General features: G+C 42.1%; 10 protein-coding genes. 5 read left to right on the top strand and 5 right to left on the bottom strand.

Translation table 11 applies throughout. The features are described from left to right. The 4 genes from J7K40_06055 to J7K40_06040 all read right to left on the bottom strand — a co-directional run. On the bottom strand, positions 1–2,692 hold a 2,692-nt coding region (locus tag J7K40_06055), incomplete at its 3' end, for a hypothetical protein (GenBank protein ID MCD6161960.1). 36 nt (positions 2,693–2,728) lie between these two features. Continuing rightward, positions 2,729–4,741 carry an Ig-like domain-containing protein gene (locus tag J7K40_06050; protein MCD6161959.1) on the bottom strand — a complete coding sequence of 671 codons (2,013 nt, stop codon included), beginning with the start codon at positions 4,739–4,741 and terminating at the stop codon, positions 2,729–2,731. A 51-nt stretch (positions 4,742–4,792) separates the two neighbouring features. Beyond that, on the bottom strand, positions 4,793–6,511 hold the full coding sequence (locus J7K40_06045) for a tetratricopeptide repeat protein (protein ID MCD6161958.1): 1,719 nt from the start codon (positions 6,509–6,511) through the stop codon (positions 4,793–4,795). Further along, a complete protein-coding gene (locus J7K40_06040; protein MCD6161957.1) occupies positions 6,512–7,405 on the bottom strand; it encodes a DUF362 domain-containing protein in 894 nt (297 codons plus the stop codon). A gap of 391 nt (positions 7,406–7,796) precedes the next feature. Here J7K40_06040 and J7K40_06035 point away from each other — a divergent pair, with 391 nt between their 5' ends. From J7K40_06035 to nadA, 3 genes are read left to right on the top strand one after another with little or no spacing between them, the layout of a single operon-like run. After that, positions 7,797–9,026: a cysteine desulfurase gene (locus tag J7K40_06035; protein MCD6161956.1), complete on the top strand. Its 1,230-nt coding sequence runs from the start codon at positions 7,797–7,799 to the stop codon at positions 9,024–9,026. Continuing rightward, positions 9,023–9,415: a Fe-S cluster assembly scaffold protein NifU gene (gene nifU, locus J7K40_06030; protein MCD6161955.1), complete on the top strand. Its 393-nt coding sequence runs from the start codon at positions 9,023–9,025 to the stop codon at positions 9,413–9,415. The genes J7K40_06035 and nifU overlap by 4 nt, the downstream gene beginning before the upstream one ends. Before the next feature lie 55 nt (positions 9,416–9,470). After that, on the top strand, positions 9,471–10,562 hold the full coding sequence (nadA, locus tag J7K40_06025; protein ID MCD6161954.1) for a quinolinate synthase NadA: 1,092 nt from the start codon (positions 9,471–9,473) through the stop codon (positions 10,560–10,562). A gap of 56 nt (positions 10,563–10,618) precedes the next feature. Here nadA and J7K40_06020 read toward each other — a convergent pair whose 3' ends face one another. Beyond that, entirely contained in the window at positions 10,619–11,011 is a 393-nt protein-coding gene (locus J7K40_06020) for a hypothetical protein (GenBank protein MCD6161953.1), read from the bottom strand. A gap of 410 nt (positions 11,012–11,421) precedes the next feature. On the opposite strand from J7K40_06020, the gene J7K40_06015 reads away from it, so the two are divergent. Both J7K40_06015 and J7K40_06010 read left to right on the top strand, forming a co-directional pair. Continuing rightward, on the top strand, positions 11,422–12,771 hold the full coding sequence (locus tag J7K40_06015) for an LptF/LptG family permease (protein ID MCD6161952.1): 1,350 nt from the start codon (positions 11,422–11,424) through the stop codon (positions 12,769–12,771). Between the two features lie 32 nt (positions 12,772–12,803). Further along, on the top strand, positions 12,804–13,847 hold the full coding sequence (locus tag J7K40_06010; protein ID MCD6161951.1) for an LptF/LptG family permease: 1,044 nt from the start codon (positions 12,804–12,806) through the stop codon (positions 13,845–13,847). The last annotated feature ends 279 nt before the right edge of the window (positions 13,848–14,126 follow it).

The following is a 14,126-nucleotide window of genomic DNA, read 5'->3' as shown; positions in this document are numbered from 1 at the left end:
AGGCAGGCGCTGTAAGCGTAAACGAGGCGATTATCGGCGAGGCATAAACCTCGATAATCGAGGAGGTATCAGCCAGATTATTATTAGAATCCGTAACGATTAGTCTATTCGAACCGGCATTGTTAAAAGCAAAATTATTTCCCGAAAATGTATGCTGACCGGCATCACCGGCGGTAAAAGGATAATCGGACGGAGAATCAGAAGCGCCGGAAAATGCTATTGTATCTCTGTAGCCATCGCTTAAATTTCCGTAAAGGTCATAAACTGTAACAATCGGGTCGGTGGAAAATCCCTCGCCGGCTGTTGCTATATCGGGATAATTGGTCAGGCTAATTCTTGTCGCCTGGCCAGCCTGCACTATTATATCAACTGTTTCAACAGCACCGTTTGCAGTTCCTCTGAATGTGGTTGTATTGACATTTGCCAATGTTTGGCTGGCAGAGCCATTGCCGTTATTAACTGTGATATTATTTACAGTAGGCGGAACGCCGTTGGGAGAATCGCCGCCGCCGCTGGTTATTGCTATTGCTACCGTGCCGCTGGCAGGATTGCCGTAAGCGTCAACGGCATTGCTGACTGTGAGATTAAAAGGTTCGCCGGCAACAATTGTACCGGGTCCCGATAATGTAAATGAGGCGATTCCCTCGGCGGCTGTAACATATATAAATTCCGATGTGTCGGTAAGGCTGTTGTCGTCCTGGTCGGCTGCTATTAGATTCTGCGCCCCGACTTGCGTGAATATAAACTCGCTGCCGCTAAAAGCGTGAACGCCTGAATCTACGGCTGTGTACTCATAAGGTGTTGGCGCGCTTGATGCTCCCGAAAACTCTACGGTACCGCGATAATTAGCGCTGGTATTGCCATAAGCGTCTGTGACAGTTATTACCGGATCGTTAGCGGGTGAGGGAAACGGCTGTCCGGCAATTACCGAATCGGGGTAATTAGTAAGAGTAATATTATCCACGAAACTGGGGTTGACATAAATGCGGCCGCTGAAAAAATCACCGCCAACCAGCACCGAACCTTTTAGCACAGTTGAATCTGCGGTAGTGGCTTTGGTTAACGTTTGAAAAGCGGAACCAGAACCGTTCGTTACTGAAATATTATTATAGGTTGGAGGAACCCCTCCCGGTGAAAATCCGCCGCCTTCAGAAGCATCAACAAAAACAATCCCGCTGGCGGCATTGCCAAATTCATCAACAGCATTAGCAGCGCTCAAACTGAAAGGCATGCCGGCAGTCTGGTTAGTCTGGCATGATAAGGTAAGCGAGTTAATATTGCCCGGTATTACTTTTATGAGCGCCGAGATAGTGGTATCTGTTATGTTTGTTACATTTAATGTCTGGAAACCTGCCCGTTTGAAAATAAAATGGTTGCGGTCAAAATTTACTCTACCCGAATCGACAGGCTGAAAATCATATAAATTATTCTCATCATAGATAATATCAGCGATAGTGTCGCTTGAGAAGAAATATATCGAACCGCTATAATCGTAAATAATGTTATTATTGATATCATAAGCAGCAACATAAACAATAGTGCCAATAGGAAAACTAGCGCCGGCATCAGTTGAATCGGGATAGCCGGTTAAGCCAAATTCGCTAAATTCGCCCGGAATAATCGTAATTAACCCGGATGAATCAATTTTTGAATCTGTTTCCGCCGTGATATAACATTCGCCAAGTTTGATTGCCCTGAATGTGCCGTTATCGAGAAAGCCGCAGGAGTCCACGGTTATCGCCCAATCATAATCAAGGCCGGTTATCTCATTATCATACTGGTCATAACCTGACGCAGTAAACACAATAATCGAATCTGATGAGATATTTATATCATTACCGGGAGCAACCTCGATATAATCAAGTTCATCCGGCGCGATAGTGAAAACACCGGAGGCTGTCGGGCTGTAGAGAATATTACCGCTATCATCAAACACCATGACTGTAATTATATAGTCTCCCGCTATTATATTTCTTACCGGGGAAAACTCGATATTGATTCTCGAGTTGGGAACAGCAGGCGTGCCGTTATCAAGAGGAATAATTACAGTTTGAGCGATAACAGTGAAACTATCGGGAATGATTTGCGGCTCATTGCCATCATTTGAAACATCATTATCCTCATAAACAACCGAATTGGGATCAATACCGGCAACATCAAAACCGCCATTAAAAGCGATCCAGATTTCACCATATTCTGGGATTTGTTCATCATGTATTTCGAAACCAACCCGGTGAGTATCTAAAACACCGGCAGTTCCGATTCTTAAGGAGTCGGTTACTGTCGGTTTAAGCGGTTCAACATCAAGTATTAGTCCAGGCGATTCTTTTTTTTCTATTCCATTATCATGTTTAATAACATACTTGATATCCTGCCCGGATAAATTATTGTCATCGCTTTTACTTATGAATGTTATTTTCGATTGCGGGTTTATTGCAGGTATGTTATTGGCAATATATTGATTACCAGACACATGCATAACCGGGATAGCCTTGCCATCGATTACAACCGCAAAGACATCAATATCCGCGGTTTCTACCATAAATTCAAGTTTATCATTAATTGTTTGCCCGATTGTCAATTCCGAGCGGTAAATTTCGGCTAAGGCATTACCGGTAAATAAAATAAGCGGTAATATGAATACCCAAAACCATAACACCCCTTTAAAATTGAAGTTTTTAAGACATTTCATGTATGTATTATATATTATTTTTATTATCTGTCAATATTATTTAATTTGCGGCTTAAAATCAATGATACCGATATCGGTTTCCCATCGGCTTCGAACTTTGACTGTATCACCATATAATGCAATAGATTCAGCGAATTTAAAGGGCCTTATTTCGCCGCCATTAAAATTTTCATTTTTATTAGAATCATAAAATGCTCTAAGATTATACACTCCCGGAAACAACCTGTCGAATTTAAAAAAGCCATCATTGTTGCAATTGACTGCAGATTCTTTGCCGGTTTTCGGCTCGGCAATCACAACGATTTCCAGGCCGGGCGCATTTACAACCCTGCCTATAACCTGCCCGAATGTATCCAATGAAGCGATATTATAGATGTATGAAATAATCGTATCGCCAAGCGGGTTGCCCGATTTGTCGTAAATATTTTGCTCATCAACAAACAGATTATAAACTTTATCGGTTTCGAAATCCGGTTTAATTTCAATTTTATGAGGATAAATCCATTCCGCCTCAAACGAAACCGGCGCGCCAATGGTATCGGCAATTGAAATACTGCTGACTATGCCCGATGAATCCATCGGCTCCGAGAAATAGACTGTAATATCAAACCCTATTGGTATCGGCCTGTTCGATGGCCTTGGATCGATAGCCGTTATTAGCGGAGCTGTTGTATCAATTCCTCCCGCGCTGAATATACGAGACAACGTATCGGAGATTATATCATAAACAGAATTCAGCCTTGAGGCATTGAATTTATATTTTTCGCCTTCAATAAGTTCACCGCACTCGATATACATAGACATTAAATCATCTGTAACCGGATAGATATCCTTTATAGTTATAATAGCTGATGAATCGCTTACCGGATGCAGAATATAATTATCTATATTAAAGATGCTTGATGAGTCCATCCGTTGGGAAAATTCAACAATAAACATATTTTTATTAGGCGAAACAACCCTTGTCATTTTAGGCTGAAGAGTATCTCTGTCGACAGTCATCATTATTAAAGGTCCATATTCGGGATTAGTCTCGTTCAATGTAATAAGCGTGTCGGGCAGGGCTAATTTTTCCGCCGGCGGCGCCCAGAACTGGTCGTTGTTTTTATCCTCGACCGCCGCTACAAGATAGGTTCCGTAGCTTAGATACTCGAATTTAAAATCGCCAAGGCTGTCTGGCTGAGTGATATAATCCGGAAGCTTCATCCAGAAAGTATCCGGCTGACTCGATTCGAGTTTATAAGCCCAGATGTTGAGATTCCTTCTACCTGATATTAAAACTTTGCCTGATATGGAACAGGAGTATATAGTCATGCCTGTTGAAAACGGATACGAAAAAGTCTGGCCAAGCTCATTGCCGCGTTTATCGCATACCGAGGCGCCAACCGTAAGCACATAGGTGGTGTTCGCCATAAGTTTGTCGGGAAGCTTGATTTTAAGTTTTCTGCCCGACCATTTATATTCGGGGAAATTGAAAAATAATGGCGAGATAAATAATGCCTTCTCGGTCTTCATCATATTCATTGGTTTGGAGAATTCAAGTTCAATATCAGAATCGAGCGGCACATTTATAGAGCCGGATGTCGGCTTAACATTTACAATTTCGGGCAAGCTTTTATCCTCCGGCCCGCCGCTTGGACGCTGGATATTGGCGCAGGCGCAGGATAATAATATAATCGCTATTAGACAGCGGTAATGATTCGTCTTTGATTGGTACTTCAATTTACTCCGTAATTCAAATGATGGTTTTGTCAAAAGGGCGTATTCGCCTGAGGCGGATACTCCCGGACTGTTGACAAAGCGACAAACTGCTTTTGTTGCCAAACGCTGCTTGGCAACAAGAGGGCGTATGCAATACGCCCCTACGCGATGCGGAGAGTGTTCACCTAAGGCGGATGCCCCTACGCGATGCGGAGAGTGTTCGCCTGAGGCGGATACGCCCCTACGCGATGCGGAGAGTGTTCGCCTAAGGCGGATGCCCTTACGCGATGCGGAGAGTGTTCGCCTGAGGCGGATGCCCCTACGCAATGTTTTAGCTCTGGCTGCCAAACGCTGCTTGGCAGCCAGAGAAATTATAATTCTCGAAATATCATTTATAATTTACTTTGCTAACTTCTCCTTAATCGTTTCGTTATCGGGGTCAAGCTCAAAAGCTTTATTCCAGAATTCTTTTGCCAGCGCCGGTTTGCTTAATGCCTCATATATATCGCCCATGTGCTCAAACAATATCGGATCATCAATGTCAGCTTCCATCGCTTTCAACTGATATTTCAAAGCTTTTTTATATTTGCCTTTTTTATACATCACCCAGGCGTAGCTGTCAAGATAAGCGCCGTTATCGGGGATAGCTGCTAAGGCTTTTTTAATCATCTTTTCAGCTTGGTCAAGATTGACTCCCCGGTCGGCATACATATAGCCAAGGTAATTCAAGGTCATAGCGTTATCCGGGGTTATTTCAAGTATAGCTTTAAATATATCCTCGGCTTTCTCATGCTGGCCGGATCGCTCGTAAGCCGCGCCCAAGTTAAACATAATATTGACATTTTCAGGCTGAACCGACAGAATTCTTTGATAGTATTCGGCGGCTTCAGTAAATCTATCCTCGCCAGCTAAAAACACGCCCTTGTAGTAGAATAATTGAAGCGAATCAGCCGGACATCTCATAAGGGCTGTATCTAAGGTGGCGAAGGCGGCGTCAAAATCGGCTGAATCGCTGCGGACATGCGCCAGACTTACCCAGGCTTCCGTCAAAGTATCGGCAATGGAAATCGATTTAACATACATCGATTCGGCTCTGGAAAATTCCTCGTTAGACTGGGCAATTCGACCGCGGTAATAATATAAAATCGGGTCGTCATCAACAGCAAAAGACAGTTCAGCCAGAACCGAATCAGCCATTTGCTCATCGCCATGCGAGAATAAAAGGAGAGCATATCGCCTTTGAGTATAATAGTCATCCGGATATAACTCAATGATGCGGCGGGTAATCTCCGCCGCCATCTCGAAATCATCGAGACGGATAAAACTCTGGGCGATTATATTAAGAATAGCGGCATCATCCCAGTTTTTATAGGCAATAAATTTATATAAGCTGTCCGCAGTATGGATTTCATCTCTCATCTCCATTATGGAGGCGATACCGAGATAACCGCGATTATCGAGCGAATCCTCAGCTATCATTTTTTCATATATTTTAATCGCTTTCTTTTCCTTATCTGTTTTGATATAAAATGAAGCCAATTCCAGAAGCCAGGCATCGCTGAATTTGCTTATTTTAACAAGGCGTTTATAATATTTCTCGGCTTTTTTAAAATCGCCCTTTTCCTCATAATAGGATGCCATAATCCGATTCGGCAATTCAAACATCGAATCCTGCCGAACGGCTTTTTTGAAATATTCAATAGCTTTATCATCGCTGCCGGTAGTGTTGAAACATTCGGCGGCAATGTTAAAATCCTCTTTAATCGGCTGTTTTATATCAACTATCAATTCAAGCGCTTCATTGCATCTGCTTAAATTATAATAGATATTGGCCAGCGACCTTTTTAGCTCATCCGAATCAGAATCGTATGATAAAGCCAGACGGTATTCATCGGCAGCTTTTTCAAGATTGCCGGAAACCTCATAAAGACTGCCTTTGGAGAAATGATCGAATGCCCGATGCTGCCTGACCAATGTTTTTTTGCTGATTAAGGTTTCTTTTTCAGGCTCTAAGGTGGTTTTATCAACAACCGCACCGCCGCAGCCGATAATAAAAATAATAACAACGGCAAGGATTTTAATCAATTTCTTCGAATGTTTGACAATTGTATTTTGCATTTATACCTTTCTCTTAAGCCACTCAATATTATCAAGGTCGGCACACCCTAATTCCTCTTTACCGGCATCAAAAACGCCCGCAGGCTCCCGTCCGCATTCCTTTAATGTCTTTAATCCGTTATTGGTTCGCAAATTATCGATTATTTTTGCCGCCACGGTATCCAAAGCAACCGCATCGGTTGATATTAAAACCGCCTTATATTCGACAGTCCACTGGCTTAAATAGCCGGGACCGCCGTTGTATTGCACCCATACGGCATCGAATATTGCCAATTTCTGTTTGCTTTTGACAATATCCATGGAGAATAAATCAGCCTGATACGGATTGCAAAGATCGCCGTGATATTTATTCGGATTATGGATAACGCCGAAATAATTTTTCAAACAACCCGATAAACCGGCTATTGAATGGTCTTTCAACACAGGGAAATTGATCATTGAATCACAAATATCGGTCTGGATTTTGGAGACTAACGACCCGATTGATTTATGCGAATACAATTTTTTGGAATAACCAGCTCCCTTTGTGTCGGTGGCGAAACATCGGCAGCCGTTTCCACTTGTATTTATTTTATAGCCAGCCCGTTTGAGTTCAGCTTCTTTTCTATCCCATACGATTATCTTATTTTTGTCATGTCCGGCTTTACAAATTATATCCGCTAAGACATAGACAAGCTCGGGCAAAGTTGACATTTTCGATCCGGCAAGCGCATTAACTTTGATGCCGATAGTATGCTTTTGGGGGAAAAGCCTATTAATGAGGTCATAACTGACACCGGTAGGGCTGAGAACATCTAATCCCATCTCAAGCATTTTAACCGCCTCATCATGGTTGATTTTGCCGTTTGAGATTATATTATCTGATTGTATTTCAACTACGGTCGCTTTTTTCATATACAGGTAGTTTATATTTGATAGCGAAAAATGTCAATCATTTATGATAGTATTTCCTTGAGTATAAACGTAAACAGTTTATCGCAGGTCGGGTCCCGAGTGAGTGGAGCAAACGAAAAACCCGACAATTTTATATTATGTCAGTTCGCAGTCCGCCTAAGGCGGATGAACTGACACATTTTGCTTAATAAGAAATTGGCAGGTTACACTTAACTACGACCTGCCTAAACAATTAAGGGTACCCCCCACCCGACAGCATTTATTTTAGCGATGCCATGCTGTCAGTTGTGGGGATATGACAGCACTTGCAGCAATTTAAGATAAAACTTGACGAATTTGTAAAAAAGCTTAACTTATTCGGAAATAATGTAGTTGATTAAATGGAGACTATATGGGTCTTCAAAAGGTAATTATGTCTGAGATGATTTATTTTGACAGAGTCGCAACGGCTCAGATGGCACCAGAGGCAAAAAAAGTGATTACGGGATTGCTTGAGGATAAGTTTGGCAATCCCTCGGCGCATGTTCATACTGCCGGTATTACTGCTGGTGGTTATATTTATGATGCCCGCGAGAAAATAGCCAAATTGGTAAACGCCTCTCCCGATGAGATTTATTTCACATCCGGGGCAACCGAATCGAACAATCTGGCTATTAAAGGAATATTATCCTGCAAAAAAAGCGGTAAGATTATTATCTCCGAAATCGAGCATTATTCTATTTTAGATCAGCTACGAAATCCTGTTTTGGATAATTTCGATTTTGAAGTTATAAAGGTTGATAAAAATGGTATCGTTGCTCCCGATAAGCTTGAGAAAATGATTACTTCCGATACGATTTTAGTCTCGATAATCACCGCCAGCCCTGAAATCGGCTCAATCCAACCCTTGAAGGAATTGGCGCAAATTTGTCATAAACATGGAGTTGCGTTTCATTCCGATGCCTCCTCCGCAGTGGGATATATACCTGTTGATGTTAAGGATTTGGGTGTTAATATGATGACTATCTCAGCTCAGACACTGGGGGGACCTATGGGAGTTGGCGCCTTATATATTGATAAGCAAACCCATATCAAGCCGCTTTTTGATGGCGGCAATCAGGAGGCTGGCACAAGACCCGGCACCGAGAATGTGATAGGTATTGTCGGATTTGGCGCCGCTTGTGAAGCGATAAGACCAAAACTGGCTGAAAAATCTCAGGCGCTGCGTGAACTTGGCAGGAAATTATGGCAAAGTATTGAAAAAAATGTCGAGCATATCAAATTTACAGGCCACCCGGACTTGCGGCTTCCCGGGCATGTCAGTTTCTGGCATCAGTTCGTCGAGGGCGAGTCGCTGCTTCTGCATCTGAATATGAAAGGTATAATGGCGGCTTCCGGCTCATCCTGCTCATCCAATTTTCGAGGCGCGGATGAACATGACCTGCGGGCATCGCATGTTCTTACGGCAGTCGGAGTGCCGGAGGAATTTTGTTCCGGCTCGATTACATTTAGCCTTGATTATTATAATACGGATAAAGAAATTGAATATACAGTTGAAAGTTTGAAGGAGATTGCCAACCGTCTGCTGGCAATGTCTCCGGTTTATGAGGATTACATTAAAGAAGCAAAGAGAGCAACATGAATAAATTTCCGTATTCAGACAAAGTGATGGACCATTTCATGAATCCCCGCAATATGGGCGAAATGGAGAATCCATCAGCGGTCGGCAATGTCGGCAACCCGACTTGCGGGGATGTGATGAGATTATATTTGAAGATAGATGGCGATATCATTACGGATGCCAAGTTTAAAACTTTCGGCTGCGGCGCGGCTATCGCCTCCTCCTCAATGTTGACCGAGATGTTGAAAGGTAAAAATCTTCAGAATGCCATAAGGATATCGAATGAATCTGTAGTTGAGGCACTGGACGGGCTTCCGCCGGTAAAAATACATTGCTCGGTTATGGCCGAGGAAGCATTAAAAGATGCTTTGGAAGATTGGAAAAAAAGAAATAACGGAGATGGGAAATAGGTCGTAGGCAATACGCCCCTACACACTAACACTACAGAAATATACGGAGATATCATTGAAACACACTACTGCAAACCTTCCCGATGAATACTGCTCATTAAGCGAAACTGAACTAAAAAAGCGAATTCTGGCCAAAAAAGAGGAGCTTGGCGATAGGGTAGTTATATTAACCCATCACTATCAACGGATTGAAATCGTCGAGTTTAATGATTTTGTCGGCGATTCATATATTTTAGCCAAGAAAGCGTCCTATCAAAAAAACGCTGAGAAGATTGTTTTCTGCGGAGTGAAATTTATGGCGGAGGCGGCTGATATACTTTCGGATGATGATAAAGCCGTTTATCTTGCCAATCCTACTGCCGGTTGTCCTATGGCCGACTTAGCACCCACCGGTCAGGTATATGATTCGTGGGAATATATCGAGTCCGTTCTCGGGCCGGATAAGGTATTGCCGCTTGCCTATATGAATTCATCGGCTGACTTGAAAGCATTCTGTGGTAATAATAGCGGCTTGATATGCACCTCATCTAATGCCGATGCCGCTTTTGATTATTGTTTCAAGCAAAATAAAAAGCTGTTCTTCTTCCCTGACCAGCATCTGGGGAGAAATACCGCCAATAAGAAAGGCATCCCCAAAGACAAGATAGTGATGTATAATCCGAATCTCGAAAACGGCGGACTTACGCCGGATGAGATTAGACGGGCGGATGTTATCCTATGGTATGGCTACTGCTATGTGCATACCAGATTCACTACCAAGCATATCGCCAGCGTGCGGGAGAAATTCCCTGAGGCGAAAGTGGTCGTGCATCCCGAATGCCAGGAGGCGGTGGTCAATCTTGCCGATTCGGTCGGCTCTACCTCGCACATTGTCAAGTATGCCGAGCAAGCACCCGCCGGTTCGACAATCGCCATCGGCACTGAATCGAGTTTAGTTAACAGGCTGTCCGTTAATAATCCTGATAAAAAGATATTCAGCTTAGCCAACGATACCAGCGCGATATGTTCGAATATGTATAGAACTACGCTTGAGGACTTGTGCTTCACGCTGGAAAATTTCGATAAAGCTAAACAGATTATAGTGCCGAAAGATATTGCCAATGATGCCTATCTTGCGCTTGACCGGATGCTTCGGGTGGGAAGATAGGATTATCGGTATTTGTTGATTTATGAGGACAGCACGGTTAAAGTACTCACGCTGATTCAAATCTCATCTTGGCCGATAAGATAGAACAACCCGAAAAATGCGCCTATACTGCAAAACATGAATATGGTCAGTAAGCCGGGGTCATGCAAAGACCCCCAGCCGATTGAATTAAGGCCGGTGTATAACAACATCCCACAAGTAAACATGGCTAAACGTTTGCCGAGCGGATGACGGATTAATACTAAATAAGCCGCTATTATCGATAAGATGCTGGTAATAAGTTCGGCTATTATATGCCAGATGATGTAATTGCTGTTTCTAATAGTACCAGAACTATGAAATAGAAAACTTCCGGAAAGCTGAATAACCCAGTAGCCGCCGATTATAAACCCTATTAACATAAGATAAGTTACCAGAATTTTAGAACCGGAGCCAGAAGATCGCCTCATGGATTAAACCTCATTATCACTTGCTAATGCTAATATTGCCATCAAGAAAATACGCCGACTGCCAAATTTCATGTTATAGCGAATATGGTTGCCAGCATGTTTGAGATAATGGAATTCCAAGCTTTTGTCAAGAGTTTTGATTGCGGAATTCCCCCGTTATTTTTCAAAACATTGTCGGTCGGATTTTTCCTCGCCTTCGGCGAGTCAGAACCCGACCTGCCGTTTTTGTCTTACACAGACAGACAAAAATTTCTGTCCTACCAATAACTTATAGATGATGAATATTATTAGATATTTCCTTTTTTTGGGTTATATTGAAATAACCATTTGGCAACAATTCCTTCTTATGTCAGTAATAAGCTAAAGAAAGACCTTGTCATGCCTAAAACGTTCCGATATAATAATCAGCGATGAAAATACTCTGGCGATATGTTTTCAAGGAACTGCTGGGGCCGTTTGTATTCGGCCTGGCTGTAATCACATTCGTTTTGCTGATGGATTATATTCTTGATGTCTTAGATAAAATCATCACCAAGGGTCTTTCCACGCCGGTCGTGCTGGAGGTTTTCGCTCTAAGTTTGGCCTGGATGCTGGCTTTATCTTTACCTATGGCGGTTTTGATTGCCGCTATAATGGGCTATGGCAGGATGTCATCCGACAGCGAGGTTATCGCTTTTAAATCCTGCGGCATATCGTTTATTAATTTACTGGTTCCGGGCGTTATAATGGGGTTAGTTCTGGCGTTATTTTTAGTTTGGTTTAACGACAGTGTTCTTCCTGAGACTAACCATCGGGCGAGACTTTTGATGTCTGATATAACGCGCAAGAAACCAACCTGGAACCTTGAGGAAAATGTATTTTTAGATTATTTTAGGGGTTATCATATCTTAGTCAAGTCTGTCGACAGTGAAACCTCGGAAATTTCCGATATAACTATTTTTGATCATAAAGACTCTAAATCGCCGCGCACAATCACTGCGAAAAAGGGAAACATTGAATTTTCCCCGGATGGTTCATTATTGATAATGCATTTATCGGATGGGGAAATTCATGAACCCGACCCGGATGATATCGAACGCTACCGTCGGGTAAAATTTAAGAAGCAGACGCTGACTATTGAAGGCTCATCGACCGAACTGGTGCGGTCAGAATCAGGTTCGCGCGGCGATAGGGAAATGCCTGTAAGAATGATGATTGATGAGAACAAGAGATATTTCTCAAAAATTCAAGCTTCGCAGGTAAAAATAGACACGCTGGTAAAAAATGAACTGGCAAATGTATTAACAATCTCCCAAACGGAAAAAAATGCGCCGCTCAAAGTACTTAAGAAAATACCGATTCGCCATGCCTCGAAATCCACTAAAGACCTGTTAAGCATTATTAAATTTGAAATAAACAATATCAAGACCTATACCCGGCTTATGAATTCCAGAAGCGTGGAAATACATAAGAAATTTTCTATTCCTGCGGCTTGCATTGTTTTTATTCTTATTGGCGCCCCCTTAGGAGTTATGACCAGAAAGGGCGGTATGGCTACAAGTATTGGCCTATCGCTATTGTTTTTCATAATTTACTGGGCATTTCTTATTGGCGGCGAGGAGTTAGCCGATCGCATGTATATATCGGGGGCTTTAGCTATGTGGCTGCCCAATATAATAATCGGGGCGGCGGGCATAATTCTTATTTATATAGTTAATAAACAGACCACTATAGATGTATTAGTTTTCATACAAAAATTACTACCCGGTCAAAAACAATGAAATTAACAGACAAATATATACTGGGAAGGTTCTTGAAAATCTTAGGCTTTGCCTTGCTTGCCTTTATTTTAGTTGTAATAATAGTTGACCTGATAGAGAACATAGATAAATTTATTGATAGCCAGGCAACCACTAGATTAGTGATTCTATATTATATTTACTATATACCATTTATTATTATCCTTGCCCTGCCCGTAGCAACCATGCTTTCGACCATGTTTACCATAGGCTCACTGGCGAAATATCATGAACTGGAAGTTATGAAAGCAACCGGTCTTTCATTATACCGATTGACTGCGCCTATATTAATTGCCGGATTTATTATCTCGATAGCCGCTATATTTTTTACTGATTTAATAGTAACGCCCTCAAATTATAAAAAAGACCGGATAAAGAAAGTTCAAATACAGAAACGGGATACATCACGCGGCAAGATAAGGCAGAATGTTATCAAAACGGGCAAGGATGGCTGGGTTGTTTATGCCCGCACTTATAATGAAAACACGAAGACCGGGGATTTTACAATCATTGAAAAAATAGAGGATAATAAGATAAAAATAGCTATTGGGGCGGTAAATATGTTTTGGGCTGATTCAGGATGGATTTTAACCGGCGTTACCAAAAGGGTTTTTGAGGGCGATAAAGAAACGGAATTTATCGCTTTAGATACATTATTTGGCGATTTCTTGCCTCAAACTCCCGAGATAATGAGTCATCGCATGAAAAAACCAAGAGATACGCGTTTTTTCGAGCTGATTAAAACAATACAGCTTAAGAAATGGATGGGACAGGAAACTTCCAGAGACAAAGTGGAGCTTTATCTTAAAATAAGTTTTCCGTTTATCAATTTCATTATAATTATACTCGGCATTCCATTAGCCGCCAATCCTCGCCGTTCGGGAGGCTCGGTTGGTTTTGGCATAAGTATAATTGTCAGTTTTATTTATTTTGTATTGCTTAGGGCTGGTCAATCTTTCGGATACAATCAAAATCTACCGCCGCTTCTGGCGGCAACCATAGGCAATCTTATATTCCTGGCAGTCGGCACTGTTTTATTTATTAAAGCCAGGAAGTGAGAGCGTTAATTTATTCATCGGGATGTTCGCATTGGGCAAGCATCTCAGGCTGTTGATAAACGGTAATCACTTAAATATTAAGACAATATATGCACCGCGCGCAGGAGCATATTGCAATACGCTCCTACGCGCTACATTCATATAAAACTTAATGTTTTCAGAAAATTTCAACGCTGCAAAAAACACTCTGGGTTGGAAAACCCCAACTATTAAGTGATTACACTACTGTCCGGCCTTTTCAATAGAATTCTCCAATTAATACACAATAAATGAAACTTG

Source organism: Candidatus Zixiibacteriota bacterium (assembly GCA_021159005.1).
Taxonomy (GTDB): Bacteria; Zixibacteria; MSB-5A5; order UBA10806; family 4484-95; genus JAGGSN01.
Note: the sequence above shows the minus strand (reverse complement) of the source record. Positions and strands in the feature narration are given on the sequence as shown.

What these genes read in the sequence shown, in the direction of transcription:
- J7K40_06045 (MCD6161958.1), bottom strand. Translation starts at nt 6,511, where the DNA reads ATGCAAAATACAATTGTCAAACATTCGAAGAAATTGATTAAAATCCTT.
- J7K40_06040 (MCD6161957.1), bottom strand. Translation starts at nt 7,405, where the DNA reads ATGAAAAAAGCGACCGTAGTTGAAATACAATCAGATAATATAATCTCA.
- J7K40_06035 (MCD6161956.1), top strand. Translation starts at nt 7,797, where the DNA reads ATGGGTCTTCAAAAGGTAATTATGTCTGAGATGATTTATTTTGACAGA.
- nifU (MCD6161955.1), top strand. Translation starts at nt 9,023, where the DNA reads ATGAATAAATTTCCGTATTCAGACAAAGTGATGGACCATTTCATGAAT.
- J7K40_06020 (MCD6161953.1), bottom strand. Translation starts at nt 11,011, where the DNA reads ATGAGGCGATCTTCTGGCTCCGGTTCTAAAATTCTGGTAACTTATCTT.
- J7K40_06015 (MCD6161952.1), top strand. Translation starts at nt 11,422, where the DNA reads ATGAAAATACTCTGGCGATATGTTTTCAAGGAACTGCTGGGGCCGTTT.